Origin of the sequence: Streptomyces sp. NPDC056144 (genome assembly GCF_042264145.1) — a bacterium.
Taxonomy (GTDB): Bacteria; Actinomycetota; Actinomycetes; order Streptomycetales; family Streptomycetaceae; genus Streptomyces.
The window spans coordinates 41,913-68,667 of sequence record NZ_JBHJVF010000007.1 but is presented as its reverse complement, the minus strand read 5'-3'; the positions used below and the strand labels follow the sequence as shown (position 1 = coordinate 68,667).

At 73.0% G+C, this 26,755-nt stretch carries 20 protein-coding genes; 9 read left to right on the top strand and 11 right to left on the bottom strand.

Annotated features, from left to right (window positions below; genetic code table 11):
* Positions 1-13 precede the first annotated feature (13 nt).
* Positions 14-904 (bottom strand): Gfo/Idh/MocA family protein, encoded by an 891-nt coding sequence (locus ACFC0Z_RS22030; RefSeq protein ID WP_376440497.1) that lies wholly within the window; start codon positions 902-904, stop codon positions 14-16.
* A gap of 275 nt (positions 905-1,179) precedes the next feature.
* Here ACFC0Z_RS22030 and glnII point away from each other — a divergent pair, with 275 nt between their 5' ends.
* Complete coding sequence (gene glnII / locus ACFC0Z_RS22025; RefSeq protein ID WP_376440495.1) at positions 1,180-2,211, top strand: glutamine synthetase; 1,032 nt, start codon at positions 1,180-1,182, stop codon at positions 2,209-2,211.
* A 363-nt stretch (positions 2,212-2,574) separates the two neighbouring features.
* Positions 2,575-3,165, top strand: a complete 591-nt coding sequence (locus tag ACFC0Z_RS22020; RefSeq protein WP_376440493.1) for a winged helix-turn-helix domain-containing protein — start codon at positions 2,575-2,577, stop codon at positions 3,163-3,165.
* Here ACFC0Z_RS22020 and ACFC0Z_RS22015 read toward each other — a convergent pair whose 3' ends face one another.
* Complete coding sequence (locus tag ACFC0Z_RS22015) at positions 3,166-4,647, bottom strand: PepSY-associated TM helix domain-containing protein (protein ID WP_376440490.1); 1,482 nt, start codon at positions 4,645-4,647, stop codon at positions 3,166-3,168.
* A gap of 51 nt (positions 4,648-4,698) precedes the next feature.
* Positions 4,699-5,346, bottom strand: a complete 648-nt coding sequence (locus tag ACFC0Z_RS22010; RefSeq protein WP_376440487.1) for a hypothetical protein — start codon at positions 5,344-5,346, stop codon at positions 4,699-4,701.
* 248 nt (positions 5,347-5,594) lie between these two features.
* Here ACFC0Z_RS22010 and ACFC0Z_RS22005 point away from each other — a divergent pair, with 248 nt between their 5' ends.
* The 5 genes from ACFC0Z_RS22005 (at position 5,595) to ACFC0Z_RS21985 (ending at position 12,746) form a co-directional block, all read left to right on the top strand.
* On the top strand, positions 5,595-6,599 hold the full coding sequence (locus ACFC0Z_RS22005) for an NAD-dependent epimerase/dehydratase family protein (protein WP_376440484.1): 1,005 nt from the start codon (positions 5,595-5,597) through the stop codon (positions 6,597-6,599).
* Positions 6,600-7,082: 483 nt separating this feature from the next.
* Positions 7,083-7,883 (top strand): tyrosine-protein phosphatase, encoded by an 801-nt coding sequence (locus tag ACFC0Z_RS22000; protein ID WP_376440481.1) that lies wholly within the window; start codon positions 7,083-7,085, stop codon positions 7,881-7,883.
* A gap of 56 nt (positions 7,884-7,939) precedes the next feature.
* A complete protein-coding gene (locus tag ACFC0Z_RS21995) occupies positions 7,940-10,723 on the top strand; it encodes a hypothetical protein (protein WP_376440478.1) in 2,784 nt (927 codons plus the stop codon).
* Positions 10,724-10,806: 83 nt separating this feature from the next.
* Positions 10,807-11,667 carry a metal-dependent hydrolase gene (locus tag ACFC0Z_RS21990; RefSeq protein WP_376440476.1) on the top strand — a complete coding sequence of 287 codons (861 nt, stop codon included), beginning with the start codon at positions 10,807-10,809 and terminating at the stop codon, positions 11,665-11,667.
* Positions 11,667-12,746 carry a PDR/VanB family oxidoreductase gene (locus ACFC0Z_RS21985; RefSeq protein ID WP_376440474.1) on the top strand — a complete coding sequence of 360 codons (1,080 nt, stop codon included), beginning with the start codon at positions 11,667-11,669 and terminating at the stop codon, positions 12,744-12,746. Before ACFC0Z_RS21990 ends, ACFC0Z_RS21985 begins: the two co-directional genes overlap by 1 nt.
* Positions 12,747-12,764: 18 nt before the next feature.
* On the opposite strand, the gene ACFC0Z_RS21980 is transcribed toward ACFC0Z_RS21985, so the two are convergent.
* Positions 12,765-13,148 (bottom strand): hypothetical protein, encoded by a 384-nt coding sequence (locus ACFC0Z_RS21980; protein WP_376440471.1) that lies wholly within the window; start codon positions 13,146-13,148, stop codon positions 12,765-12,767.
* Between the two features lie 37 nt (positions 13,149-13,185).
* On the opposite strand from ACFC0Z_RS21980, the gene ACFC0Z_RS21975 reads away from it, so the two are divergent.
* Positions 13,186-13,911 carry a TetR/AcrR family transcriptional regulator gene (locus ACFC0Z_RS21975; protein ID WP_376440468.1) on the top strand — a complete coding sequence of 242 codons (726 nt, stop codon included), beginning with the start codon at positions 13,186-13,188 and terminating at the stop codon, positions 13,909-13,911.
* Here ACFC0Z_RS21975 and ACFC0Z_RS21970 read toward each other — a convergent pair.
* On the bottom strand, positions 13,896-14,228 hold the full coding sequence (locus ACFC0Z_RS21970; RefSeq protein ID WP_376440466.1) for a 5-carboxymethyl-2-hydroxymuconate Delta-isomerase: 333 nt from the start codon (positions 14,226-14,228) through the stop codon (positions 13,896-13,898). The two genes, ACFC0Z_RS21975 and ACFC0Z_RS21970, sit on opposite strands and share 16 nt — an antisense overlap.
* A gap of 53 nt (positions 14,229-14,281) precedes the next feature.
* On the opposite strand from ACFC0Z_RS21970, the gene ACFC0Z_RS21965 reads away from it, so the two are divergent.
* Positions 14,282-14,806, top strand: coding sequence for a GNAT family N-acetyltransferase (locus tag ACFC0Z_RS21965; protein WP_376440463.1), 525 nt, complete (start codon positions 14,282-14,284; stop codon positions 14,804-14,806).
* Here ACFC0Z_RS21965 and pulA read toward each other — a convergent pair.
* The 6 genes from pulA to ACFC0Z_RS21935 form a co-directional block, all read right to left on the bottom strand.
* Entirely contained in the window at positions 14,803-20,109 is a 5,307-nt protein-coding gene (gene pulA, locus ACFC0Z_RS21960) for a pullulanase-type alpha-1,6-glucosidase (RefSeq protein ID WP_376440460.1), read from the bottom strand. The two genes, ACFC0Z_RS21965 and pulA, sit on opposite strands and share 4 nt — an antisense overlap.
* 88 nt (positions 20,110-20,197) lie before the next feature.
* The gene (locus ACFC0Z_RS21955; protein ID WP_376440458.1) at positions 20,198-21,928 is read right to left on the bottom strand and encodes a carbohydrate-binding module family 20 domain-containing protein; all 1,731 of its coding nucleotides are present in this window, start codon (positions 21,926-21,928) and stop codon (positions 20,198-20,200) included.
* A gap of 149 nt (positions 21,929-22,077) precedes the next feature.
* On the bottom strand, positions 22,078-23,145 hold the full coding sequence (locus ACFC0Z_RS21950) for a LacI family DNA-binding transcriptional regulator (RefSeq protein WP_376440455.1): 1,068 nt from the start codon (positions 23,143-23,145) through the stop codon (positions 22,078-22,080).
* Positions 23,133-24,800 carry a glycoside hydrolase family 13 protein gene (locus tag ACFC0Z_RS21945; protein ID WP_376440453.1) on the bottom strand — a complete coding sequence of 556 codons (1,668 nt, stop codon included), beginning with the start codon at positions 24,798-24,800 and terminating at the stop codon, positions 23,133-23,135. The genes ACFC0Z_RS21950 and ACFC0Z_RS21945 overlap by 13 nt, the downstream gene beginning before the upstream one ends.
* 76 nt (positions 24,801-24,876) lie before the next feature.
* Positions 24,877-25,728, bottom strand: a complete 852-nt coding sequence (locus ACFC0Z_RS21940) for a sugar ABC transporter permease (RefSeq protein ID WP_376440451.1) — start codon at positions 25,726-25,728, stop codon at positions 24,877-24,879.
* Positions 25,725-26,738, bottom strand: coding sequence for a carbohydrate ABC transporter permease (locus tag ACFC0Z_RS21935; protein ID WP_376440448.1), 1,014 nt, complete (start codon positions 26,736-26,738; stop codon positions 25,725-25,727). Before ACFC0Z_RS21935 ends, ACFC0Z_RS21940 begins: the two co-directional genes overlap by 4 nt.
* Positions 26,739-26,755 lie beyond the last annotated feature (17 nt).

Below are 26,755 nucleotides of genomic sequence, written 5' to 3'. Positions count from 1 at the left end.
GGGGGGGCTGAGATCACACCAGGCGTTCCGCCTCCGTCAGGATCTCGGTGAGGCGGAGGCCGAAGCGGGCGTCGCAGGGGTGAGCGGCTCCCGTGGCCGCCGCGCCGATCAGGGCGTCCACCGCCGCTCCGTAGGCGGCCGCCGCGCCCTCCCAGCGGGGCAGTTCGGCCTTGCCCTCCGTGCCGTACAGGGTGAGGGCCGCTTCCGCCGCCTCCGGTGGGGCGCTGAGGGTGAGGGTGGCGGTGCTGGTCGCGCCCGAGGTGTGGCGGAGGATCAGGTGGGTGGTGTCCCCCGGGCCGCCGGCCGCCGTGATGTCCGTGACGTCGCCGAGGACCGGCAGGTACACCGAGAGGACGTGCGGGCCCACGTCCCAGAGGCCACCCTTCTCGCGGCGCCAGGGCGAGTCCGCGTACGGGCTGGCGGAGCCGGGGCCGTAGAGCGAGCCGAGCCAGTGGGCCTCGCCCAGGAACCAGCCGGTCTTCGCGCGCTGCTCCTCGATCCACCGCGCCGTCGGCGGGGCGAAGCGGAGCGTGCAGAAGACCACCGAGGCGACCCCGGCCGCCTCGACCGCGTCCGCCACCGACCGGGCGCCCTCCACGGTCGTCGCCACCGGCTTGTCCAGGAGGACGTGGCAGCCCGCCTGCGCCGCCCGGACCGCCAGGGGCGCCTGGACGTCCGGCGGCAGCGCGAACGCGACCGCGTCGCTCGCCGCGAAGAGGGCGTCCACGTCCTCGTACGCCTTCGTGCCGAACGTGCCCGCGAGCTCCGCCGCCGCCTCCGGCCGTCTGCCCCAGACCCCGCTGAACTCGACGCCCTCGTGGCCCGCGAGCGCGGGCGCGTGCGTCCGGGCGGCCCAGGGGCCGGTGCCGAGGAGTCCGATGCGGGGCTTGGGGTTCGTCGCCATGGTCCTCAGTCTGCCTGGTGGCTCCGACAATCCGTCCTCGTATACGACGCGGCACCCCCGCCGGGCCCCGCTTCGCACAGGCGTCCCGGGTCGACACGGATGGCCGAGTAACACGGGGTTCACAAACGGGCAACCGATGGGAAATCCCGTGTTGCCAAGCTGCGGTCGAACGAAACAGCGCAGTCAGCGCCGAGACCGCAGCTTCTCGCAGTGCCGCGAGCCGCAGCGGACCACCACCGCAGCAGCACGCCACAGCACGCAAAAGGATGAGACCCGTGACCTTCAAGGCTGAGTACATCTGGATCGACGGCACCGAGCCGACCGCGAAGCTTCGCTCCAAGACGAAGATCATCACGGGTGGCCCGCTCGGCCTCGACGAGCTCCCGATCTGGGGCTTCGACGGTTCCAGCACGAACCAGGCCAAGGGCCACGCCTCGGACCGCGTCCTCAAGCCGGTCTTCGTCTGCCCCGACCCGATCCGCGGCGGCGACGACATCCTGGTGCTGTGCGAGGTCCTCAACACGGACATGACGCCGCACGAGTCCAACACCCGCGCCGCGCTGGCCGAGGTCGCCGCGAAGTACGCCTCCCAGGAGTCGATCTTCGGCATCGAGCAGGAGTACACCTTCTTCGAGGGCACCCGCCCGCTCGGCTTCCCGGTCAACGGCTTCCCGGCCCCCCAGGGCGGTTACTACTGCGGCGTCGGCGTGGACGAGATCCACGGCCGTCCGATCGTCGAGGCGCACCTGGAGAACTGCCTCAAGGCCGGTCTCGGCATCTCCGGCATCAACGCCGAGGTCATGCCCGGCCAGTGGGAGTTCCAGGTCGGCCCGCTGTCCCCGCTGGAGGTCTCCGACCAGCTGTGGATCGCCCGCTGGCTGCTCTACCGCACCGCCGAGGACTTCAACGTCTCCGCGACCCTCGACCCGAAGCCGGTCAAGGGCGACTGGAACGGTGCCGGCGCGCACACCAACTTCTCCACCAAGGCCATGCGTGAGGGCTACGACGCGATCATCACCGCGTGCGAGTCGCTCGGCAAGGGCTCGAAGCCGCTCGACCACGTCAAGAACTACGGCGCCGGCATCGACGACCGCCTGACCGGTCTGCACGAGACCGCCCCGTGGGACCAGTACTCCTACGGCGTCTCGGACCGCGGCGCCTCGGTCCGCATCCCGTGGCAGGTCGAGCAGGACCAGAAGGGCTACATCGAGGACCGTCGCCCGAACGCGAACGTCGACCCGTACGTGGTGACCCGCCTCATCGTGGACACCTGCTGCGAGGCGCTCGCCGAGGCCGGCCAGGTCTGATCCGCAGCCGCTTCGGGAGAGGCGCCCACCGTTCCGTACGGTGGGCGCCTCTCCTCGTTTGTTTCCGTCATGTGGGATGTACGTCACGGGGTTTGGCCGACGAAGGGGTCGTCGGACGCATTCCCTTCTGATTGAATAGGGATATGGCCATCACCAAGAGGAACGAGACTGCGACGGGTCGCCACGACCTCGAGCCGTTCTGGCCTTCCCGTCAGCACCACGACTTCGACCGGGTGTGTTGTCGCGCGATGAACGCGTCGGCCCTCTAAAGCCCCGATCGGCAGGTCCGATCCTCCGGCCTTCGGCCGACGCGCAGGAGAACTCTCCGTCTTCCTCCTCCGCGCGAAAGAGCTGACTTCCGCCATGGCCTACACCGCCACCGCCATTCCCGCCGCCTCCGCCGTCTCCGCCTCCTCCGGTCTCGGCCGTCCCGGCCGGCACCGACTCCGTTCCGTCCATCCGAACGAGGTCGTCGACCTCTCCCAGGTGGCCGAGTTCCTGCCGCCCGGCGCGACCCTGCTCCCCGCACCGCCGCACACGCTGCCGACGCTGCCGGGGCGCCCGCCGATGATCGGGTACCTCGTCCTCGTACCGGCCGACGCCGCCGCCCCGACGGCCGCCGCCGCCCCCGCCCCGACCGTCGAGCAGACGGGTGACGGGCAGGAGCAGCAGGAGGGGCCGGTCGCGATCGACGCGGTCCGGCGGATCGCCGTCGTGGACGGCGAGGCGCTCGACCTCACGTACCTGGAGTTCGAGCTCCTCGCCCACCTGGTGGCGCACCCTCACCGGGTGCACACCCGCGACCAGTTGGTCACCACGGTGTGGGGGTACGGACACGTCGGCGACGGCCGTACGGTCGACGTCCACGTGGCCCGGCTGCGCCGCAAGCTGGGCGCCGAGCACCGCCACACGATCCAGACCGTGCGGCGGGTCGGCTACAAGTACACGCCCTGATCAGACAGTTGTCCCGGTGTTACGGGCCCTCACCTTCGCGACCAGCGCGAGGGTGAGGTCCACCGCCAGGAACAGCAGCAGGCTCAGACCGAGCAGCGGGACGAACCAGCCGACGAGCGCCGTCACGGCCACGAGCGGCAGCAGCGCCGTCACCGGCACCTTCCGCCAGGCGCCGCGCGCCACCGGGCGGCCCGGGCGGCGCAGCCACCACATCCGGTAGCCCCAGAGGATCAGCAGGATCAGGGACAGGGCCAGGGCCGCGAGGGCGAGCTGGTTGAACAGGCCGAGGAAGACGCCGGTGTGGGCGTCGATGCCGATCCGGGTCAGCTTCGCGAGGAGCGGGTAGTCGGCGAAGGCGAGCCGGTCGACGACCGCGCCGTCGGCCGGGTTCAGGGCCACCGAGTCCAGCTGGACCGGGAACTGCGTGTCCGTCTCCTTGACCACGTACCCCTTCCCCTCGGCGGGCAGGACGAGGGAGACCTTCGGGCTGTCGATGCCCGCCGCGCGGGCCGCTTCGAGCGCCTTGTCGATGCCGATGTCCGGGCCCTGGGGCGTGGTCGTGGTGCCGGTGTGGCCCCCGCCGTGACCCTCGTGGCCGGAGGAGCCGGAGCCCGCCGACGGGTCGAGCGTCGCGGAGAGCTTCGGGGTCGCGCCGCCGAGGCCGTCCTGGACGACGCCGATGTTCTCGCCCGCGTACCGCGACCAGGTCAGGCCCGTCGCGGAGAGCAGGACGAGTCCGGTGACCGCCCAGAGACCGACCGAGCCGTGCCAGGAGAGGGTGCGGCGGCGGGAGGCCGGGCCGCCCTCGGGTATGACGAGCGCGCGCTTGTTCTTCCGCCGGCGGCCGACCCAGAGCGCCACGCCGCCGAGGGCGATCACCCACAGCCAGCTCGCGGCCAGCTCGCTGTAGTTGCGGCCGAGCTCACCGAGGTGCAGGTCGGCGTGGAGGCCGTCGATCCAGGTGCGCAGCGGGAGGGCGCCGGAGCCGCCGAAGCTGGGCAGCTGCCCGCGTACGTCTCCGGTGTACGGGTCCACGAAGACGGCGAGCGAGGTGCCCTCGGGGACGTCCGGGTCGTCCATCAGGACACGGGTGGTCGCGCCCGGCTCGGCACCGGGCCAGACGGCGGTGACGGTGCCGTTCGGGTTGACCTTGCGGGCGATGTTCACCTGCTGGGACAGCGGCAGGGTCGTGTCGCCGACCGGGACTTCGAGCTCGTGCGCGTACACGACCTTCTCCGCCTGGAAGGAGAGCGCGTAGAGCAGGCCGCTGACGGCGGCGACGAGGAGGAAGGGGGCGACGAGGACGCCGGCGTAGAAGTGCAGGCGGAGAACGAGGGGGCGCAGGGCGCTCCAGGTGCCGGGGCGGGCGGGGCGTGCCGTTTCTCTTGCCGCCTCGGGTGCCGCCTCGGGTGCCGGTTCGGGTGCCGGTTCGGGTGCCGATTCGGGTGCCGTTTCCGGGCGTGCGGGATCGTCGATGGCCATGAGGGACCGTCCTTGGAGTGTTCAGAGGACAACGGGAGGAGACCCCCGGTGTCAGACCTGTGCTCCGAGGGCCGTGGCGAGAAGTGCGGCGGGGCGGGGCGGGCCACGGCGGGAGACGGTGTGGGCGAGGACGACGGTGGCCGGCCGGTGGGCTCCGCCGTTCGCCCGGCGGACCGGGCCGCGCGGGGCGTCGGGAACGCGGACGGAGGCGAGGAGCAGGCGCAGCGGGGTGAAGGCGTACGCGAGGGCGGCCTCGGCCAGCGTGAGGAACGCGGCCTCGCCGTGGGCGAGCCAGAGGCCGCAGAGGAGGGCGGCGAGGAGGTGGACGGCGAGCATGCCGACGCCGGAGCTCGTGGATGCCATGGACGCCATGGAGGTCATGGAGTCCATGGATGCGATCCCATCCATGGCGTCCATGGATGCCATCCCGTCCATGGCACCCGTCGGTGCGGGGTCCATGACGGCCGCGTGTCCGGCCGGCATGCCGGTGGTCGGGTGCCGGTGAGGCACGGCCGTGGCCGGGGCCATGGTGTGCGCGCCCGTCACCGAGAAGAGCAGGTGCAGCCCGCCCTGGAGGCCGGCCATGGTGCCCGCGACGGTCGCCGCGCCCCGGCGGCGGCCGGCCGCCGCCCAGGCGAGGGCGGCGGTCCCGGCGAAGGCGCCGAGGAGAACGGGGGCGGGAAGCTGGTGCGCAGACATGGACGAATGCCCCACGGCTGCCAATGCCACGCACACCACCGCGAAGAGTGCGGCTCGCAGGGCGCGCAGGGGCGACCGGGCATCCGTCATCGCCCGCCATGGTGCCATCCCCCCGAACGGGGGAACAGACCGCCTCCTCCTTGACGCGCTCCCCGCCCGTTCCTCCCCCGGCGGAATCCTCCGGCAGCGGAATCCTCCGGCAGCGGAATGCCTGGCCCTGCCCGTCTCCCGGCGGGCACGCTTCGATCATGAAACTGCTGATGCTCGGTGGTACGGAGTTCGTGGGACGGGCGGTCGTCGAGGCCGCGTTGGGGCGCGGGTGGGAGGTGACCGTCTTCCACCGCGGGCGTCGCCCCGCCCCCGCGGGGGCGCGCACCCTCGTCGGCGATCGCGCCGCCGATCGCGTCGGCGGGCTCGACGCGCTCGCCGACGGCACCTGGGACGCCGTCGTCGACACCTGGTCGGGGGCGCCCTCGGCCGTCCGAGACGCGGCCCGGCTGCTCGCCGACCGGGTCGGGCGGTACGCGTACATATCCAGCCGCTCCGTCTACACCTGGCCGCCCGCCGCCGGGCTCGGCGAGGACGGGCCGCTCGTGGAGGGTTCGCCGGACGCCGGCGACGTGCCGTACGCCGAGGCCAAGCGCGGCGGCGAGCTCGCGGCGACGGCCGCGTTCGGGGAGGACCGGACGCTGCACGTCCGCGCCGGGCTGATCCTCGGCCCGTACGAGAACGTCGGCCGGCTCCCCTGGTGGCTGGGCCGCATCGCCCGGGGCGGCGACGTCCTGGCCCCCGGGCCGCGGGCGCTCCCCCTCCAGTACGTCGACGTCCGCGACCTCGCCGCCTGGACGCTCGACGCGGTCGCGGCCGGGCTCTCGGGACCGTACAACCTCGTCTCGCCGCCCGGCCACACCACGATGGGCGAGCTGCTCGACGCCTGCGTCCGGACGACCGGCTCGGACGCCCGCCTGCGGTGGGCCGACCCGGAGGCGGTCCTCGCCGCCGGGATCGAACCCTGGACCGAGCTGCCCGTGTGGCTCCCGCCGGGCGAGATGTACGACGCCCTGCACACCGCCGACGTCTCCCGGGCCGTCGCGACGGGGCTGCGCTGCCGCCCGGTGACGGAAACGGTCGCGGACACCTGGACCTGGCTGGAATCCCTCGCCGGCACCGCCCCCTCACGGGCCGACCGCCCGGCCAAGGGACTCCCGCCGGAACGGGAGAAGGAGTTCCTGGCAACGCACGACACGGCCTGACCCGGGGACGGCCCCGGCTGGGGGTCGGGGTCTGGGGCCGATGCGGCCCGGGCGGGGACGGCCCCGGCCGGGGGCCGGGCCTCCCCGGCCCTGGCCGCCCCGGGGCCCGGGGCGGCCAGGGGCCCGGGGAAGCCCGGGGGCCCGGGGAAGCCCGGGGGCCCGGGGAAGCCCGGGGGCCCGGGGGCCCGGGGAAGCCCGGGGCTCCCCGGGGAGTGGCAGGAAGCCCGGGAAGCCCGGCGGCAGTGCGGTCCGCGCGAGGGCGGCCCCGGACCGAGTGCCGGCCCCGGCCGGCCGTCAGGCCGGGCTGGCCCGGGTCCTGGCCGGGCTCTGGCCGGGCTCTGGCCAGGACCCCGGCCGGGGCGGGTTCCGGCCGGAGGCGGTGGATCCGCCGGGGCGGTGGATCGGCTGGCGTAATCGGGGTGGTCCATTACGGTCGACAGCAGCAGTGGCCGTAGCAGCAGCCGCATCGGAGGAGTCGACGTCATGCCCGCCATTCCCGCCACCTCCGTCGCCAACCTCCGGGATCTCGGCGGGCTGCCGCTCGGCGGTGGGCGGGCGGTCCGGTCCGGGGTCGTTCTCCGTTCCGCGCAGCTCGACCGGCTCGACCCCGCCGAGCCGGTGATCGCCGGTCTCGGCATCCGTACCGTCGTCGACCTCAGGACCGACACCGAGCGCGGCGAACGGCCCGACCGGCTGCCTGTCGGCGCGCGGTCGCTCGTCGCGGACGTGCTCGCCGACCACCTGGCCTCCAGCGGGCTGCCGCCCGCCGCCCGTCTCAAGGTCCTGCTCTCCGACCCGGCGCTCGCCGAGGAGCACCTCGGCGGCGGCCGGGTCCGCACCGCCTTCGCCCGCACCTACCGGACCTTCGTCTCCGGCGACGCCGCCCGCGCCGCGTACCGTTCCCTCCTCACCGAGCTCGGCACGCCCGGTGCCGGCCCCCTGCTCTTCCACTGCTCGGCGGGCAAGGACCGGACCGGGTGGGCGGCGACGGTCGTGCTCACGCTGCTCGGCGCGGACGCGGAGACCGTGCGGAGCGAGTACCTGGCGGTCAACCCTGCGGTGCGGCAGGCGTTCGCGCCGATGATCGAGGGCTTCACCGCCCAGGGCGGCGACCCCGACCTCGCGCTCCAGCTGATCGGCGTCCTGCCGGAGTACCTGGACGCGGCGCTCGACGAGGTCGACGTCCGCCACGGGTCGATGGAGAAGTACGTACGGGACGGGCTCGGCGTGCCCGACGAAGTCACGGACCTGCTGCGCGAGCGTCTGACGACGTACCCCGCGTGAGCCCCGCCGGGGTCCCTCCGGGGTGACCATCGGATGAATCGCTCGTTCTGCTGAACGTGAGCACCCAGGATCTCGTCCCCTCGCCCGTTGGTCCCGTCGACGTCGAGCAGGCCGAGGCCGCGCTCGTCGAGCGCTATCCGCGGCTCGTCCGCATCGCCTATCTGGTGCTGCCGCCCTCGCTCGGCCGCAACCGCCGGGTCCTGACCGCGCACGCGCTCGTCCAGCGCTCACTGCCGCGGCGGCGGGTGCCGGGGCCTTCGGTTCCGGCACCGCGGCGCACGGAGGACGCGGTCGATCCCGGATACGCGTACGTACGGGGCGAGGTGCTGCGACAGGCGATCGTCGCCGGCCTCCCGCTGCGCCGCCGGGCCCTGCCGCGCCGCGCCCAGTTCCCGCCGCTGCTGCCGCAGGTGTGGGGGCTGCGGGTCTTCCCCCGCGTCGGCGGGGCCGACGAACTCGCCCTGGACCAGCGCCTGTCCGCCCTCTCGGGCCCCGGCCGGGCCGCGTACGTGCTCCGCGGCCTGGAACGCCAGGGCGACGCGGAGGTCCTCCGCGTCCTGGCGGCGGCGGGCGTCACGGACCCGGCGGCGGCCCTGGCGGAGGCGGACGCGCTCGACGCGCTGGACGGGGCGGACGGTGCGGAGCGGGGCGGCGGTGGCGAGGCCGACCGGCGGGGCGGGCCCGGAGGCCCCGTCGGCACAACCTGGGGCCCCGGCGGGGGCCGTGGGCACGAGGGGGCCCGTGGCGCCGGCGGGCCCGGTGGCCACGACGGGGTCGGCGGGCCCGGCTCGGCCCGCGGGACCGGCGGGGGCCGTGGGGCCCCCGGCCCCTCCGGCGCCCCTGGCGCCCCCGGCGCCCCCGGTCGCGACGGGCAGTCCGCGCGGGTCGGGGAGCAGGCGGGGCCCGGGCGGGGCGGAGGCCCGGGCAAGTCCGGGGGCCTCGGCCGACTCGGCCGTCTCGCCGACGCCTGGGGCGGCGGCCCCGGCCGGGACGCCACCGCCGCCGCCACCGAAGGCGGGGACGCGGGTGTCGGCGCAGGTGCCGCGGAGGGCGACCTCGGTCGTGGGCACCCCGCCTCCGGCTCCGGCAGCTCCGTCACCGCCGGGGGCACGGCCGGGCCCGGCGGGTCCGGGGGCACGGCCGGGTCCGGCCAGTCCGGGAGCACGGGCGAGCCCGGACGGTCCGGGAGCACGGGCGGGCCCGGACGGTCCGCCGCCGAAGGTGCGGCCCCGGGCACCGCGGGCACCCGGGGTGCCCAGGACGGCGGTGGGCCGGGCGGGGCCTCGGGGCACGGCCCGAGCGGAACACCAGGACACGGCCCGGGCGGGACGCCGGGGCACGGGCCGGGCGGGGCCTTGGGCTACGGTCCGGGCGGGACGCCGGGGCACGGGCCGGGCGGGGCCTCGGGGTACGGTCCGGGTGGGACGGCGGGACGCCCCGGCGGCGGCTCCTCCATGCCCGCCGGCCGCCCCCGGCCCGCGCGGCTGAGCGGTGCCGCTCTGCTCGAATCGGCCGAGTTCGATCCCTGTTCCCTTCAGGCCCGGCCCACCGATCTGCTCCGGCGCCGGCAGCATCTGCGGGCCGCCGCCGTCGGGGTCGTCGCGCTCGCCGCCTGTGGCGCGCTGCTCGGGCTGCCGGGGGACGGGTGGGGGCGGAACGGGGCCGCCGCGCCGAGTTACGCCCGTAACCCCGCCGCCGAGGCCGCGCTCGATCCGGCCGCCGTCCGGCGGGTGCCGGCCGGGGCGTGGACCGCGGCGACGCGGCGGGACTTCTCCGTGTGGCCCGCCCGGGGCCCGCTCGTGGCGGATCGCGCGCTGCTGCGGCGGGCGTTGGCCGTGTGGGCGCGGCCGGGGCTCTCCGTGACCTCGTCCGCGACGCCGGGGACGCCCGTCGGGCCGCCCATGGGGTCGCCGCAGCTGCTCTTCGCGGGACTGGTGGACGGGGCCCGGGTCGTCCTCTTCCACGACGGGCTGCGGGCGGTGCGGTACGCCGAGCCCGTGGAGGGCACGGACGGCGCCGCCCTGGACTTCGCCCGTACCGACGCGGCCGACGAGGTCGGCTCCCTCGCCCTGGTCGTGTCCCGGGCCTCCGGCAACGTCCGCTATCTCACGGCTCCTTGGGCGCGGGAGGTCGGGGTGCGGGATCTCCTCTCGCCCGCCAAGGAGGCCTGGCCGCTCGCCCGGGACGCCCAGGGGGTGACGGAGCCGATGCCGAGTCCCGCCGCCCAGGCGAAGGAGTGCGCCCGCTGGAACACCCTCCAGGTGCGGGACGGTTCCGGCACCCGGCTGCTGAGCGACCTCGGTGAGCTCGCGCCCGCCCGGCTGCTCTGGGGCGCCCCGGACCGGCCGGTGGACGCGACGGGCCCGGACGCGCGGCAGGCGTGGGCCCGTACGGCCTGCGGGCTCTCCGCCGCGCGGGGCCACGGCGTGCGGTCCGTGAACGCCTGGCGGTTCGCCCGGCAGCCGCTGCCGGAGCGCGCGGGCCAGGGGGCGTGGGTGTGTTCCCGCGCCGAGACCTGGCGGGGCACCGGCGGCCGGGCCCTCGCCCAGTTCCTCGTCCCCGATCCGAAGGTCCCGGCCGCCGTCGCCGCCCACGCCGAGAACTCCGCCTCGTGCGGGGTCCGCGACCCCCGGGTCCTCGCGGGCGTCCTGTGGCGGGCGCCGGGCGGGAGCTGGTACGTCCTGGCGGCCGGGAGCGACGACCTGGCCTCCGTGGAGGCGACCGGGGGTGTGCGGGGGCGGGCCGACGGGTCGCTCCTCGCCGTGCGGGCGACGGCGGGCGCGCGGGCGGATCTGCGCGGCACGGCGGAGGACGGGATGCCGGTCGCGGCCCTGCGCTGACGGGGCGGGGAGGGCGGAGAGGTCGGGGAAGAAGGGGTGTTCGGGCTCTGTCGCTCACCCCTACCGCTCAGTACATTGACGTCATGTCTAATACGCAGCCCGCGCTGGTGGCCCGCAAGGTCTCCTTCGACTGGGAGAAGACGCCCCTCCACTGGGTTCCCGGCGACCCCTTCACCACCCACACGATCAACGTGCTGCACCTGCTGCTCCCGGCCGGTGAGCGCTGGTTCGTGCACGTCTACAAGCAGGCGCTGCCGTACATCACCGACGACCGGCTGCGCGAGGACGTCATCGGCTTCATCGGCCAGGAGGCCGTCCACTCCCAGGCCCACGACGACGTCCTCCCCCACCTGAGGAAGCTGGGCCTCGACCCCACCCCGTACACCGCCCAGGTCGACTGGTTCTTCGAGAAGCTCCTCGGCGACCGCACCCTCCCGCCCGGCCGCCCGCGCCGCTGGTGGCTGATGGAGCGGGTCGCGCTCATCGCCGCCATCGAGCACTACACGGCCTTCCTCGGCAACTGGGTCCTCAACGCCGACGAGCTCGACCGGCGCGGCGCCGACCCCGTCATGCTCGACCTGCTCCGCTGGCACGGCGCCGAGGAGGTCGAGCACCGGGCCGTCGCCTTCGAGCTCTTCCAGCACCTCGACGGCGGCTACCGGCGCCGTGCCCGCACCTGGGCGACCGCCTTCTCCGCGATGGTCTTCCTCTGGCAGCGGGGCGTCCGCTTCTTCATGGAGAACGACCCGACGCACCCCCAGGCCAAGGCGTCCGTCGGCCAGTTCGTCCGCAAGGGACGCCAGGGCGTGCTGCCCTCCACCCCCGACATGCTGCGCTCGATCCCCCGCTACCTGAGCCGCTCCTACCACCCCTCCCAGGAGGGGGACACCGAGCAGGCCGTGGCCTACCTGACCTCCTCCCCCGGCGCCAACGGAGGCCGCTGATGCCCCGGTTGACCACCGCCACCGTCCTCGCCGGAGTCGGGGCCGGAGCCGCGCTCCTCGTCCGCCGCGCCGTCCGGAACCGGATGTCCTCGGCCCCCCTGTGGCCGCTGCCCGCGCTCGACGTGCCCGTCTCCGGGTACGGGCGGGGCCGCACCGTCCCCCGCAAGGTCCGCGTCGCCGGCCGCGCCACGCCCGCCGAGGGGGTCGTCGAACTCCGCCTGGAAGGCACGGGCGGCGCGGACCTGCCCGCCTGGCGGCCCGGCGCCCACGTCGACCTCGTCCTGCCCTCCGGCCTCGTCCGGCAGTACTCCCTCTGCGGCGACCCCGCCGACTCCGGTACGTACACGATCGCGACCCGTCTCATCGAGGACGGGGACGGCGGCTCGCGCGAGGTCCACGAGGCGCTCCACGAGGGCGTCGAGATCGAGGTCCGGGGCCCCCGCAACCGCTTCGCGCTCGTCGACTCCCCCGCCTACGTCTTCGTCGCCGGAGGCATCGGCATCACCCCGGTCCTGCCGATGGTGCGCGCCGCCGAGGCCGCCGGGGCGGAGTGGCGGCTCGTCTACTGCGGGCGGAGCCGGGCCACCATGCCGTACGCCGACGAGGCCGAGCGGCTCGGCGGCGACGGCGGGCGCGTCACGGTCGTCGCCGAGGACGAGGCCGGCTTCCCCGACCTGGGCTTCCTCGCGCACGTGCCGGCCGAGACCGCCGTGTACTGCTGCGGGCCCGACGGGCTCATGGAGGCCGTGGGCGCGGCGCTGCCGGACGGCCGGACGCCGTACCTGGAGCGCTTCACCGCCGCCCCGGCGACCGGCGGCTCCCCCTTCGAGGTCGAACTCCGCCGCTCCGGCCGTACGGTGAAGGTGGCCGCCGACCAGACGGTCCTGGCGGCGGTGCGCGCCGAGCTGCCCGGGATCACGTACTCCTGTGAACAGGGTTTCTGCGGGACCTGCCAACAGCGGGTCCTGGGCGGGGAGATCGACCACCGGGACGAGCTGCTCACGGAGGCCGAGCGGGAGGACTCGATGCTGATCTGCGTGTCGCGGTGCGCGGGGAAGCGGCTCGTCCTCGACCTCTGAGGACGCGCCGGACGCCCCCTACGGCAGGATCAGCCAGTCGAAGGCCAGGGCCGCCGCCAGGCCGCCCGCCAGGAGCCAGGTGGCCAGGCGCGTACGGCCGTTGCGGGAGAGCTCGATCACGACCCCGCAGAGGATCATCGCGAGGCCGTACACGCCGACGACGAGGACGGACGTACGGCTCGCGAGGCGGATCGCCAGGACGACGGCGAGCGCGACGAGGAGGGCGGAGGCGATGGCGACGCGGAGCCGCCGCGCCTGCTTCGGGGTGAGGCCGTCGGGCTCGGCCCGCTCCTCCTCGGGGCCGGTCTCCGGATCGGTCCCGGGACCAGGCTCCGCCCCGGTCCCTGACTCGGTCTCTGACTCGGTCTCTGCTGCCGGGGTTTCCTGGTCGGAGGCGCTCATGGATCAGGAGCGTATCGGACGCCGTTAGGCTGTTCGTATGACGACCGGTGTACGCCGCAGGATGGGCGTCGAGGAGCGCAAGCAGCAGCTGATCGGGGTGGCCCTGGAGCTCTTCGGCCACCGCTCTCCCGACGAGGTCTCCATCGACGAGATCGCCGCCGCCGCGGGGATCTCCCGACCGCTGGTCTACCACTACTTCCCCGGCAAGCAGAGCCTCTACGAGGCCGCGCTGCGGCGGGCCGCCGACGAGCTCGCCGCCCGGTTCGTGGAGCCGCCGGACGGGCCGCTGGGCGCGCGCCTCCTCCGGGTGATGCGCCGGTTCTTCGACTTCGTCGACGACCACGGGCCCGGCTTCGCCGCGCTCATGCGCGGGGGTCCCGCGGTGGGTTCGTCCACGACGAACGCGATGATCGACGAGGTCCGGCAGGCCGCGTACGAGCAGATCCTCGCCCACCTGGAGGTGGAGAAGCCCTCGGCGCGGCTCGAACTCGTCGTCCGCTCCTGGGTGTCGCTCGCCGAGTCGACGGCGCTGCTGTGGCTGGACGGCCGCCGGGTGCCGCGCGCGGAGCTGGAGTTGCAGCTCGTGCACGACTTCGCCGCGCTGGCGGCGGTGAGCGCCGCGTACGACGAGGAGATGGCGGAGGTCCTCCTCCGCATCCTCGCGGACGAGCCGGCCGACGGCCCCTTCGGGGAGCTGGTGGCCCGGCTCGCCGCGCTCGTGCCGAAGGCCGCTCCCGGCGTGCCGGATCAGCGCTTGCGGTAGGAGGAGTCGAGGTCGCGGATCTCGACGGAGAGCCGGACGCCGTCGGAGACCGGGAGGTACGTCGGCAGCAGGTCGAGGACGGCCTTCGAGAGCTTCGCCTTGACGGCGTCCGTGCGGCCGAAGAGCAGGGCGATCTCGACGTGCACGACCACGTCGTAGGTCGATCCGTCGCCGACGATCAGCTCCTCGATCTCGCGGAACCGGGTCTTGCACGCGTCGAGCTCGGTGTCCACGGTCTCGACGACGAGCGGGTGCAGGGCCCGCGCGAAGCCGCGCCGGTCGAGGGGCGCGGAGTAGTCGACGGTGATCTGCGGCATGAGGGTCGCTCCCGGTCAAAAGAATGTCAGGCCACACCCTTACGGTGAGGGCCATGGACGCACAAGTGACCTTTCGGCAGGCCGACGACGCCGATGTGGACCTTCTGGTGGAGCTCTACGACGGGGCCGCCCGCTGGATGATCGACCACGGCATCGACCAGTGGAAGCCGGGCGGCAAGAGCGCGGAGCACTTCCGGGCGCGGATCGCCGCCGGTGAGGTGTGGCTCGCCCGCCACGGGGAGCGCGCGGTCGGCGCGTACGAGCTGTGGTGGGAGGACGAGCAGGCGTGGGGGCCTCGGCCGCCGGTCGCCGGGTACGTGCACCGGCTGATGGCGGACCGGACGGCGGCGCCCGCCGGGACCGGCCGGGCGCTGCTGTCCCACGCGGAGGGGCGGATCGCGGCCGGTGGCCGCTCGGTCGCCCGTCTGGACTGTCTGTCGAGCAACCCGCGGCTGCGTACGTACTACGAGGCCGCGGGGTACCGGGTCGTCGGCGAGGAGCCGGGAAAGCTCGCCGCCGACGGGTCCCGGTACGGGGTCACGCTGTTGGAGCGGTCACTCCGGGCGGTGTCCGGCTAGCTCGCGGCCCTGAAGACCGCGACCGTGCGGGCCGGGACGGTGAAGGTGCCCGAGGCGGCCTCGTACGAGGAGGCCTTGACCGCCGTGTCCGTGCCGGAGGCCTGGACCGGGTGGAGGGCGTACGCCGTGCCGGCCAGGGCCTCGACCTTCTGCTCGGTGCTCTTCGGGGTCGCGTTGAAGACGACGACCAGGTCGCCGAGGCGCATGGTGATCACGCCCGGGGTCTCGTCACGGCCGGAGAGCGGGAAGGAGAGGGCGGACTGGACGCGGTCCGCCGTCGCCAGGGAGAAGGCCGGCTCGGTGGTACGGATCTTCTGGAGGTCCCGGTACGCGGCCGAGGCGCCGTCGATCTGCTCGCAGCCGACCGTGAGGGCCGGGTTGGTGAGCAGCGGCTTGCCGTAGGACCACTTGGCCTTGTTGTCGGCGGCCGGGGGCAGGCCGCGGCCGAAGCCGTTGCCGTCGGCGCAGTCCCAGTGGATCGCGTTGAACCAGTCGCCGCTGTCGAACGAGTTGCGGTCGAGGGACTTGGAGCGGAGCAGGTCCGAGCCCGCCTGGGAGAGCGCCGGGCCCTGCGAGAGGGTGGCCGTCGCCATGGCGAGGACCTGCATGCGGGCGCGGTCCGCCGGGGAGGTGCCCGCCGGGAGCTTGAAGGCGAGCGCGTCGTAGAGGGACTCGTTGTCGTGGGCGTCGGCGTAGGCGAGCGCGTCGCCGGGGGCGGCGGCGTAGCCGGCCGGGGAGCCGTTGTAGTCGACCTGGGCGCCCTTGACGGAGCGGCCCGTGGTGTCGGTGAAGGTGTAGTCGGCGAGGTTGCCGGTCAGGCCGACCTTGATGAGGTCCTGGTAGTGCAGGAGGCGGGCCTTCTGCTGCTCCGGGGTGCCGTTCGCGGCCGAGGTGTTGGGGTCGGTGTAGAGGCCGGAGGCGAAGCCCTGCACTCCGGGGTCCTCGTCGAAGGGGCCGCCGCCGCGCACGGCGTCGCGGGCGCGGTCGGAGAAGGTGGCGACGCCGGTTCCGGCCATGTTCTTCTGGGTGGCCTGGACGAAGCGGGAGTCGTCGGCGATCTCGCCGAAGTTCCAGCCCTCGCCGTAGAGGACGATCGCCTTGCCGTCGACGCCGTCCTTGGCGACGGTCAGGGCGTCGAGGGCCTTGCGGACCGCGAGGATGTTCTCCTTGGGGTGGTGGCCCATGAGGTCGAAGCGGAAGCCGTCGACCTTGTAGTCCTTGGCCCAGGTGACGACCGAGTCGACGACGAGCTTGCCCATCATCGCGTTCTCGGGCGCGGTGTTGGCGCAGCAGGTCGAGGTGGCGACGGAGCCGTCGGCCTGGAGGCGCTGGTAGTAGCCGGGGACGATCCTGTCGAGGACGGACTTGTCGGACTGTCCGGCGGTGACGGTGTGGTTGTAGACGACGTCCATGACGGTGCGCAGGCCGTCGCCGTTGAGGGCCTGGACCATCTGCCGGAACTCGACCGTGCGGCGGGTGCCTTCGGGGTCGGTGGCGTAGGAGCCCTCGGGGACGGTGTAGTGCAGCGGGTCGTAGCCCCAGTTGTAGGCGTCCTTGGCCGCGGCGGCGGCCACGCAGGCCTGCTGCTCCTCGGAGTCGGGGGCGTACACCTTCAGGTCACAGGCGGGCGCGGTCTGCGCGGACTTCTTCTCGGGGACGGTGCCGATGTCGAAGGCCGGGAGCAGGTGGACGTAGGAGGTGCCGGAGGCGGCGAGCGCCTTGAGGTGCTTCGAGCCCTTGCTGTTCTTGTCGGTGAAGGCCAGGTAGGTGCCCCGGTGGTCGACCTTGGCCGTGGGGTCCGCGATCGAGAAGTCGCGGATGTGGAGCTCCTGGATCTGGGCGTCGCGCAGCGGCACGGCGGCCGGCTTGCGCAGCTCCTGCCAGCCCTTGGGGGCGAGGCGCGGGTCGGTGAGGTCGACGGCGAGGCTGCGGGCCGAGTCGGTGGTGAGGGCGGTGGAGTAGGGGTCGGTGACCTTGTTCTCCACGATCTTCTGGACGGTCGGGGCCCAGACCTTCACGACGTACCGGTACGGCTTTCCGGCCCAGTCCTTCCGTCCGGTGACGGACCAGACGCCGGAGCTGTCGTCGCGCCGCATGGGCACGGTCCTGCCGTCGAGTTCGAGGGCGACGGACTGGGCGGTGGGGGCCCAGAGCGAGAGGGTGGGGCGGCCGTTCCGGAAGACCGGGCCGAGCTTCGCCTTCGTGGCCTTCGGCGCGTACAGGTCGTCGAGGACGCCGGCCGTCTGGACGCCGGTGGCGGCGAGCAGGGCGCCGTTGGCGGCCCGCTGGGTGGCGATGAGCTGGCCGCGCAGGGAGGCGCGGACCCGGTCGGCGTCGCGCGGGTCGACGGTGAAGGCCGGGTACGCGGCGAGGTGCGGGAACTTCGCCTTCTGGGCGTCGGTGAGGGCGGAGGGGCTGAGGCGGAGCCACTGGCCCTCGTCGCTCAGGGCCCCGTCGGCGACGGTGATCCCGCCGTCCTTCGCGTACACCAGCTGCTGGCTGGTGGCGTCGGTCGTCTTCACCTTCCAGACGACGGTGTTCCGGTCGATCCACTGGGCCTCGGAGGTGCCGAGGTCGAGGTTCGGGGCGCCGCCGACGGTCGGGAGGAGGTACTTCGGCTGCCCGGAGAGCGCCCAGATCTCGTGGCCGTAGGTGGCGAGGTCGAGGTTCTGGTCGGTGGGCAGGTCCTTCTGGTCGCCCTTGTGGAGGATGTACGAGAGGGAGGCCGCGCCCTCGGTGAGCGGCACCTCGTAGACGGCGCCGTACGCGTCGAAGCGGACCGGCATCAGCGGCTTGGACCAGTCGGTGGGCTGGGCGGCGCCGCCCCAGGTGTGGAGGCCCCAGCCGTCGTAGTTCCCGTCGGGGCGCTGGTAGTGGATGACGGCCTTGGTCTTGTCCTGCGGGGCCTGGGCGGGGGCGGTGTCGGACTGGCCGTCCTGGCCCTGGGTGATCCAGACCTCGCCGGTGCGGCCGAGGTTGACGCTGCGCTGCGGGCCGTCCGCGGTGCCGTCCTTCTCGACGGTGTAGGCGACGGTGGAGGCGCCCTCGGGGACCTTGACCCAGGCGAAGGCGCCGTGGGCGTCGCGGCCGGTGAACGCGGCCTCCTGGCCGGCGGCCTTCAGGGTCCAGCCGTCGTAGTTGCCGTCCTCGCGCTTGTAGTGGACGACGGCGTACGCGCGCTCGACGGCGACCGGCTTCTCGGGGGCGGGGACCTGGCCGGCGGTGGTGGCGGCGGTGGCGCTCGCGGTCCGGCCGGCGCTGTCGACGACGACGGCCTTGTAGCGCAGGGCCGTTCCGGCGGCGGCGGTCACGTGCTGGGTGACCTTGTACGGGGCGTGGTCGGCGGTGCCGAGGGTCTGCCAGCGGCCGTCGCCGACCTGGGCGGCGAAGACGACCCGGTTGAGGCCGCCGCCGGTGACGTCGGCGGAGAGCTCGACGGTGCCGGTGGCTCCGGCGGCCGGGGCGTCGAGGGTGACGGTCGGCTTGGCGGCGGGGGCCGGGAGGGCCTTGTCGGCCTTGAGCACCAGGGAGGAGAGGGCCGGGACGGTGACGGTGACGGACCCGTCCTTCGCGGTCACCGGTGCGGCCGCGGCGCCCTGACCCCCGTACAGGACACGGAAGGCGGCGGAGTCGACGGGGACCGTGACGGTCTTGTCGGTGGTGGCGCTGTTGGTGGCGACGAGGTACTCGACGCGGGCCTTCGCGTCCGTACGGGAGAAGGCGTAGACGTTCCCCTCGGCGTACCGCTCCTGCTGGATGCCGTCGCGGAGGGCCGGGTGGGCCTTGGTGAGGGCGGACAGTTCGGCGACGGAGCGGTAGACGGGGTGCGTGGTGTCGTACGCGTCCGAGGCGTGGGTGCGGTCGGTGCCGATCTGGTCGTCGTCGAGGTAGTCGGCGATCCGGGAGGCGAAGAGGGGCTGGCGGGCGTCCTTGTCGCCGCCGGCGCCGGTGTAGCCCTGCTCGTCGCCGGAGTAGATCACCGGGTTGCCGCGCGAGAGGAACATCAGCTCGTTGGCGAGGCGGGCCCGGCGGACGAGTTCGGCGTCGGAGGCGTTCGGGTTGTCCTGCTCGAGGAAGGTGCCGAAGCGTCCCAGGTCGTGGTTGCCGAGGAAGGTCACCTGCTCGTAGGCGTTGGCCTTGTCGGTGGTGTACCGGTAGTCCTCGCCGAAGACCTTCGCGAGGCGGTCGGCGCCGGCGCCCTGGGAGGCGAAGGCGCGGGCCGCGTCCTGGAAGGGGAAGTCGAGGGTGGCGTCGAGGCGGCCGCGGGTGACGTACGGGGAGGTGACGGCGGTGTCGGCGGAGTAGACCTCGCCGAACATGAAGAAGTCCTCGCGGCCCTGCTTCTTGGCGTACGCGTCGAGGGCGGTGGCCCACTGCGTCCAGAAGTCGAGGTCCACGTGCTTGACGGTGTCGATGCGGAAACCGTCGATCTTGAAGTCGCGGACCCACTTCTCGTAGATCCGCTCCATGCCCTCGACGACCTCGGGACGCTCGGTCCACAGGTCGTCGAGCCCGACGAAGTCGCCGTACTCGACGGACTCGCCGGCCCAGGTGGAGTCGCCCCGGTTGTGGTACATGGTGGGGTCGTTGAGCCAGGACGGGACCTTGATCTCGGCCTTCTGCTCCAGGGTGTACGGGAACGCGTCCGCGTCCACCTTCCCGACCGCCGTGCGGTCGTCGAAGGGGCGGCCGTCCTTGTCGAGGTACGGGTAGGCGCCCTTGGGGCGGTAGCCGTACTTCTTCTCCGCGTAGTCGACGGTGTCGGCGGTGTGGTTGGTGATGACGTCGAAGAAGACCTTCATGCCCTTGGCGTGGGCGGCGGCGATCAGCTTCTCCAGGTCCTCGTTGGTCCCGAAGTGCGGGTCGACCTGGGTGAAGTCGGTGATCCAGTAGCCGTGGTAGCCGGCGGAGGCGTCCTTGCCGACGCCCTGCACGGGCCGGTTCTTGAAGATCGGGGCCATCCAGATGGCGGTGGTCCCGAGCCCCTTGATGTAGTCGAGCCGCTCCGTGATGCCCTTGAGGTCACCACCCTGGTAGAAGCCCTTGTCGGACGGGTCGAAGCCGGTCTCCGTACGGCTGCCGACGAGGCCGCCGCGGTCGTTGCCGGTGTCGCCGTTGGCGAAACGGTCCGGCAGCACGAAGTAGAACTGCTCCCGGGTGAGGTCCTGGCGGGCCGGCTGGGCGGCGAGGGCCTTGTCGGAGGGCGGGGCGGGGGCCCGGCCGGCGGCGGTGGCGGGCACGGCGGGCACGAGGGCCGCGCACAGGGCGGCGGCCAGCGCGACCGCTGTTCTCTTGGGTATCACGGGGGTGCTCCCTGGAGGAGGGACGGGGGTACGGGGGTACGGGTGGGAGGGCCGCCCCGGTGGGGGCGGCCCTGCGTCACGGCGGGGATCAGTTGCGGAAGGTGTCGTTCAGGACGATCTGGCCCGAGGCGGGGACGGTCGCGGTGCGGTTGGCGCCGGACTCCCAGGTGACGTTCCCTGCCGCGTCCTTGCGGACGTACTTGTATTCGAAGGACGTGCCGGCGGGGAGGGAGACCGTCAGCTTCCAGACCGGGTACGTGGCCGGGTCGAGCTTCGGCGCGGAGGCGGGGGCCCAGTTGCCGAGCTCGGGGCGGTTGCCGGTGACGTAGATGTTCTGGCCGACGACCGTGGTGGCGTTGACGCCGAAGGACGCGCCCGCGGTGGCGGGCGGGGTCGTCGGCGGCTGCGTCGTCGGCGGCGTGGTCGGGGTCGTACCTCCGCCGCAGGACGCCGCGTTGACGTGCAGGGCCAGCGCCGTGTTCGACGCGAGGGTGGCCGTGAACTGGCCGGATCCGTTGACCGTCACCGGGGTGCTCGACTGCACGTCGCAGTACGTGCCCGCCGGGAGGGAGGTCTGGAAGGTGCGGGTCAGCGCCGAGGACTCGTGGTTGATCGCCACGTACGCCTTGGCGCCCCGGCCGAACGCGATCGCGTTGCCGCCGTTGTCCCACCAGTTCGAGACGGCCTCGCCGCGCGCGGTGTTGCGGAAGGCGACCATCGAGGAGATCTCGCGCCAGGCGTGCTGGCACTTCCAGCCGTCGGTGTAACAGGCGTTCACCTGGCCGCCGTTGGGCGGGCCCGCGTCCTTGTCGGTCCACTCGTAGCCGGAGTGGACGTCCGGGGAGCCGTACGGCCAGGCGAGCATGAAGACCGAGGCGAGGGTGTAGTTCGCGCCGTCCTTGTAGGACAGGGTGTCGCCGCCGCGCTCGGTGTCGTGGTTGTCGACGAAGACGCCGGCCTGGCCGGAGGGCATGTAGCCCCAGGCCTCGCCGAAGTTCTTGAGGTAGGCGAGCTTCTCGTTCTGGACGATCCGCTTGAGGTCGCGGGCGTAGCGGAACTCCTGGACGTCGCCGCTGCCGAGGTACTCGCTCGGGGAGACGGCCTCCCCGGCGCCGAAGATGGCCTCCTGCTTCCAGTAGGCGTTCGGGTTCGTCAGGCGGGACTTGATGTTGGCCAGGTCCGCGGCCGGCATGTGCTTCGCCGCGTCGATGCGGAGGCCGTCGACGCCGAGCGAGAGCAGGTCGTTGAGGTACCCGGCTATCTTCCCGCGGACGTAGTCCTCGCCCGTGTCGAGGTCCGGGAGCTGCACCAGTTCGCAGTTCTGGACGTTGGCGCGGTCCCCGTAATTGGAGATGGCGGACCGGCAGTCGTCCATGTCCGAGCCGGAGTAGAGGCCCGGGTAGTCGTACTTGGAGAACGGGGTCCCGCCCGTTCCCGTGCCGGAGCCGTTCGCCATGTGGTTGATGACGGAGTCGGCCACGACCTTGACGCCGGCCGCGTGGCAGGTGTCGATCATGTTCTTGAAGGCGGTGCGGTCGCCGAGACGTCCGGCGATCTTGTAGCTGACGGGCTGGTACGAGGTCCACCACTGGCTGCCCTGGAGGTGCTCCTGGGGCGGTGAGACCTGGACGTATCCGTATCCGGCGGGGCCGAGGCGGTCGGTGCACTCCTTCGCCACGGAGGCGAACTTCCACTCGAACATCACCGCGGTGACGTCCTTCTCTCCGGGCGGGGTGGCCTGCGCCTGGGGAGTCACCGCGACGGCCACAGCGGCTCCCGCCACGAGGGCGAGTGCAGCGGCCACGGTCTTTCTTGCCATGTTTCCTCCTGTACGACGTCCCTGTCGCAAGAGAGCGGATGCAAGAAGTTGCCGAAAAGTTCAGCAACTGTTTTCAGCCGTGACCGTAAGGGCGCCCGGGCGTGCGGTCAACCCTCCGCACGCCCGTGGGCAGGCCCGAATGCAAGCCGTTACGTAAGGAGTTGCGGCGGCTGCGCGGTCGAGCCGCGCACGACCAGCTCCGGCTGGAAGACGAACTCCGTGCGCTGCACGGGATTCCCCTCGATCTCCTCCAGGAGCGCGCCGACGGCAGCCGTCGCCATCGCCTGCACCGGCTGGCGCACGGTGGACAGCGGCGGGCTGGTGAAGGCGATGAGCGGCGAGTCGTCGAAACCGACGACGGAGACGTCCCCGGGCACGTCGAGGCCCCGGGCGCGGACGGCCCGGATCACGCCGAGGGCCATCAGGTCGGAGGCGCAGACGATGCCCGTGCAGCCCTCGCGGAGCAGGATGTCGGCGGCCGCGTGCCCGCCCTCGACGCCGAAGAGCGTCGGCCTGATGAACCGTTCCGCGGCGGCCCGTTCGACGCCGAGGGACTCGTACAGCTCGGCCGCGAAGCCCTCGGCTTTGCGGCGCGAGGGGACGTAGCGGGTCGGGCCGATGGCGAGGCCGATCCGCTCGTGGCCGAGCTCGACGAGGTGCCGTACGGCCATCCGGGCCGCGGCCCGGTCGTCGGGCGAGACGAAGTTGGCGTCGATGTTCTCGTTGTAGCCGTTGATGAGGACGTACGGCACGCCCCGGTCGGTCAGCCGGGAGTAGCGCGACGGGTCGGCGGTGGCGTCGGCGTGCAGGCCGGAGAGGAAGACGATGCCGGCCACCCCGCGCTCCACGAGCTGTTCGACGAGCTCGTCCTCGGTCGCGCCGCCGGGCATCTGGGTGCAGAGGACCGGGGTGTAGCCGTAGCCCGCGAGGACCTGTTCGACGACCTGCGCGAAGGCCGGGAAGATCGGGTTGGTCAGCTCGGGCACGACGAGCCCGACGAGCCCCGCGCTGCGGCGTTTGAGCCGCACCGGACGCTCGTAGCCGAGCACGTCGAGCGCGGCGAGCACCTTGTGGCGGGTCGCCCCGGCCACCCCCGCCTTCCCGTTGAGGACGCGGCTGACGGTGGCCTCGCTGACCCCGGACTGGGCCGCGATGTCCGCGAGCCGCGGGGCGCCGGTGCCGGCGCCCCGCGGCAGGGGAACCGTCACACCGCCCACCAGACGGTGGTGTCGGCGGGCAGTTCCACTTCGTCGTCGACGACGCGGACCTCTCCGCTGGCAAGGAGGAACCGGCCGGGCAGCGGGACGGAGATGGCCCGACCGGTGGTGTTGGCGGTGCAGACGAAGCCGTCGCGGCGGAAGGAGAGCACACCCTCGGGTGCCTCCAGCCACTCGACGGCCTCGCCCGCACCGAGTTCGGGGCGCTCGCGCCGGACGGCGAGGGCGCTGCGGTAGAGCTCCAGGGTGGAGCCGGGGTCGCCGGTCTGCGCCTCGACGCTCAGGGCACCCCAGGTCGCGGGCTGCGGCAGCCAGGAGCCGCCGTCGCCGAAGCCGTACGAGGAGCCCTCGACGGTCCACGGGATCGGGACCCGGCAGCCGTCGCGGAAGCCGTCCTGGCCGCTGGCCCGCCAGAACGACGGGTCCTGACGGACCTCGTCGGGCAGGTCGGTGACGTCGGGCAGGCCGAGCTCCTCGCCCTGGTAGACGTACGCGGAGCCGGGCAGCGCCAGCATGAGCAGGGTCGCGGCGCGGGCGCGGCGCAGGCCGAGCTCGCGGTCGCCGGCCTCGCGGAGCTGGGTGCCGAGGCCCGCCGGGTTGGCGAAGCGGGTGGCGTGCCGGGTGACGTCGTGGTTGGACAGCACCCAGGTGGTGGGCGCGGCGACCGGGCGCATCGCGTCGAGCGAGGCGTCGATGACGGTACGGAGCTCGGTGGCGTCCCAGTGGGTGCCCAGGTACTGGAAGTTGAAGGCCTGGTGCATCTCGTCGGGGCGCACGTAGTTCGCGGTGCGGTCGATGGTGGGGGTCCACGCCTCGGCGACGAGGATGCGTTCGCCGTCGTACTCGGCGAGGATCTGCCGCCAGGTGCGGTAGATCTCGTGGACGCCGTCCTGGTCGAAGAAGGGCATGACGTCGTTGCCGAGCAGCTTCAGCTGGTCGTGGGCGCCGATGTCGGGGAGCCCGGCGGCCTTGACGAGGCCGTGGGCGACGTCGACGCGGAAGCCGTCGACGCCCATGTCGAGCCAGAAGCGCAGGATGGAGCGGAACTCGTCGCGGACGGCGGGGTGTTCCCAGTTGAAGTCGGGCTGCTCCGGGGCGAAGAGGTGGAGGTACCACTCGCCGGGGGTGCCGTCGGCGTTCTCGGTACGGGTCCAGGCGGGGCCGCCGAAGATGGACTCCCAGTCGTTGGGCGGGAGTTCGCCGTTCTCGCCCTTGCCGGGGCGGAAGTGGTAGCGCTCGCGCAGCGGCGAACCGGGGCCCTCGCGCAGGGCGCGCTGGAACCACTCGTGCTGGTCGGAGGAGTGGTTCGGGACGAGGTCGACGATGATCCGCAGGCCCAGGTCGTGGGCCTCGCGGATGAGGGCGTCGGCGTCGAGGAGCGAGCCGAACATCGGGTCGATGGCCCGGTAGTCGGCGACGTCGTACCCGGCGTCGGCCTGCGGCGAGGCGTAGAACGGGGAGAGCCAGACGGCGTCGACGCCGAGTTCCTTCAGGTACGGCAGCCGGCCGCGGACACCCTCCAGGTCGCCCATGCCGTCGCCGTTGCCGTCGGCGAAGCTGCGCGGGTAGACCTGGTAGATCACGGCGTCTCTCCACCAGCCCGTGTGCGTGCCGGTGGTGGGGGCGTCGGCCGGGGTGGCGAGATGCTGGGTCATGTCTTCCCTGAGAGGTAAGGAGGGGCGTTCGGGCGGGGTACTCGGGGCCGGGGGGGGGCAGGACACCCCCGGACCGTCAGCCCTTGACGGCGCCGGCGGACATGCCGGTCACCAGGTGCCGCTGGACGAAGAGGAACACCAGCGCGGCCGGGACGGCGATCAGGACGGAGGCCGCGGACATCGGCCCCCACTGCGCGCCGTACTGGTTGACGAACTTCTGGAGTCCGCCGGCGAGCGTGAGGTTCTCGTCGCCGACCATGAAGGCGGAGGCGTAGGCGACCTCGCCCCAGGCGGTGATGAAGGAGTAGAAGGCGGTCACCGCGATGCCCGGCTTGGCGAGCGGCAGGATGAGGCGCCAGAAGGTCCCGAAGGGGGTGAGCCCGTCGACGTAACCCGACTCGTCGATCTCGCGCGGGATGGAGTCGAAGAAGCCCTTCATCATCCAGGCGCAGAACGGGACGGCGATCGTCAGGTACGTGATGACCAGGCCGGCCGGCTGGTTGAGCAGGCCCATCGTCGACATGATGTTGTAGATCGGCACGATGAGGACGGCGACCGGGAACATCTGCGTGATGAGCAGGGTCCACATCAGTCCGCGCTTGCCGGGGAAGCGGAAGCGGCTGACGGCGTAGCCCGTCGTGGAGGCGATGAAGACGCCGAGGACGGTCGTGAGGCTCGCGACGAGCAGTGAGTTGCCGAACCAGGTGAGGAACGGGGTGTCCTCGAGGAGCTTCGTGTAGTTCTCGAGCGTCGTCTCCTTGAAGAAGTCCGTGCTGCTCGCGTACACCGGCGGCTTCAGCGAGGTCAGCAGCACCCAGAGGACCGGGAAGACGGCGACCACGGAGGTGACGATCAGGGTGAGGTGCAGTCCGACGGAGGCGAGCGGCGAACGCTTCCCGCGGGTCGGGGTGTTGGCTGCGGTGGTCACCAGACTTCTCCCTGCTTGCGGAGGACTCGCCGGTAGACCGCGGCGAAGATCATCAGGAGGACCAGGATCAGGACGCCCCAGGTCGAGGACTGGGCGAAGTCACGCGGGCTGATCTCGAAGGAGAACTTGTACGCCTGGGTGACGAGGATCTGGGTGGCCTCGCCGGGCCCGCCCCGGGTGAGCAGGAAGATCACCGGGAACATGTTGAACGTCCAGATGGTGCTGAGCAGGATCACGGTGGTGGACACCGACCGGAGGCCGGGCATCGTGATGTGCCGGAAGCGCTGCCAGGCGTTCGCGCCGTCCATCTCGGCGGCCTCGTAGAGCTCGCCGGGGATGGACTGGAGCCCGCCGAGGAGGGCGATCATCATGAACGGGATGCCGAGCCAGACGTTGACGGTGATGACCGAGAACTTGGCCCAGGTGGGGTCGTTGAGCCAGGGCACCGCGTCGATGCCGACGCCGCCGAGGATCTGGTTGAGCAGGCCGCGGCGCTCGTCGTAGAGGAAGCGCCAGGCGAAGACGGAGACGAAGCCGGGCACGGCCCAGGGCAGGATCAGCAGCATCCGGTAGACGGAACGGCCGGCGATCTTGCGGTTGAGGATGTTGGCGAGGGCCAGGCCGAGGCCGAAGGTGACGGAGACGCAGGCCACCGTCCACAGCAGGGTCCAGCCGAGCGTGCCGAGGAACTGGCTGCCGGTGAGGGCGTCGACGTAGTTGTCCAGGCCGACGAACTCGTAGGTCGCCGGGATCTGGTTGACGCCGATGGAACGGGCGACGTTCCGTTCGTTCGCGTCGGTGAGCGACAGGTAGATGCCGCGGATCAGCGGGTACCCGATGATCACACCGATCACGATCACCACCGGGGCGACCATCGCCCAGGCGTACCAGTGGGTGGAGAGGGAGCGCTTCGCCGCACCCCCGGGGGTGCCAGTTCCGCGGCCCCGGCCGCGGGCGACGTCGTCGCCCGCGGCCTTCGCCACCGACTGGCTGGTGGTGTCCACAGCCATCAGCCGGCCTGCCTTCC

Excerpts from the sequence above, each read along its gene's own strand:
- ACFC0Z_RS22005 (WP_376440484.1), top strand. The coding sequence starts at position 5,595 with ATGAAACTGCTGATGCTCGGTGGTACGGAGTTCGTGGGACGGGCGGTC.
- ACFC0Z_RS22020 (WP_376440493.1), top strand. The coding sequence starts at position 2,575 with ATGGCCTACACCGCCACCGCCATTCCCGCCGCCTCCGCCGTCTCCGCC.
- ACFC0Z_RS21990 (WP_376440476.1), top strand. The coding sequence starts at position 10,807 with ATGTCTAATACGCAGCCCGCGCTGGTGGCCCGCAAGGTCTCCTTCGAC.
- ACFC0Z_RS21975 (WP_376440468.1), top strand. The coding sequence starts at position 13,186 with ATGACGACCGGTGTACGCCGCAGGATGGGCGTCGAGGAGCGCAAGCAG.
- ACFC0Z_RS21955 (WP_376440458.1), bottom strand. The coding sequence starts at position 21,928 with ATGGCAAGAAAGACCGTGGCCGCTGCACTCGCCCTCGTGGCGGGAGCC.
- ACFC0Z_RS21935 (WP_376440448.1), bottom strand. The coding sequence starts at position 26,738 with ATGGCTGTGGACACCACCAGCCAGTCGGTGGCGAAGGCCGCGGGCGAC.
- ACFC0Z_RS21985 (WP_376440474.1), top strand. The coding sequence starts at position 11,667 with ATGCCCCGGTTGACCACCGCCACCGTCCTCGCCGGAGTCGGGGCCGGA.
- ACFC0Z_RS21965 (WP_376440463.1), top strand. The coding sequence starts at position 14,282 with ATGGACGCACAAGTGACCTTTCGGCAGGCCGACGACGCCGATGTGGAC.
- ACFC0Z_RS22030 (WP_376440497.1), bottom strand. The coding sequence starts at position 904 with ATGGCGACGAACCCCAAGCCCCGCATCGGACTCCTCGGCACCGGCCCC.
- ACFC0Z_RS22015 (WP_376440490.1), bottom strand. The coding sequence starts at position 4,647 with ATGGCCATCGACGATCCCGCACGCCCGGAAACGGCACCCGAATCGGCA.
- ACFC0Z_RS22010 (WP_376440487.1), bottom strand. The coding sequence starts at position 5,346 with ATGTCTGCGCACCAGCTTCCCGCCCCCGTTCTCCTCGGCGCCTTCGCC.
- ACFC0Z_RS21980 (WP_376440471.1), bottom strand. The coding sequence starts at position 13,148 with ATGAGCGCCTCCGACCAGGAAACCCCGGCAGCAGAGACCGAGTCAGAG.
- ACFC0Z_RS21970 (WP_376440466.1), bottom strand. The coding sequence starts at position 14,228 with ATGCCGCAGATCACCGTCGACTACTCCGCGCCCCTCGACCGGCGCGGC.
- ACFC0Z_RS22000 (WP_376440481.1), top strand. The coding sequence starts at position 7,083 with ATGCCCGCCATTCCCGCCACCTCCGTCGCCAACCTCCGGGATCTCGGC.
- ACFC0Z_RS21945 (WP_376440453.1), bottom strand. The coding sequence starts at position 24,800 with ATGACCCAGCATCTCGCCACCCCGGCCGACGCCCCCACCACCGGCACG.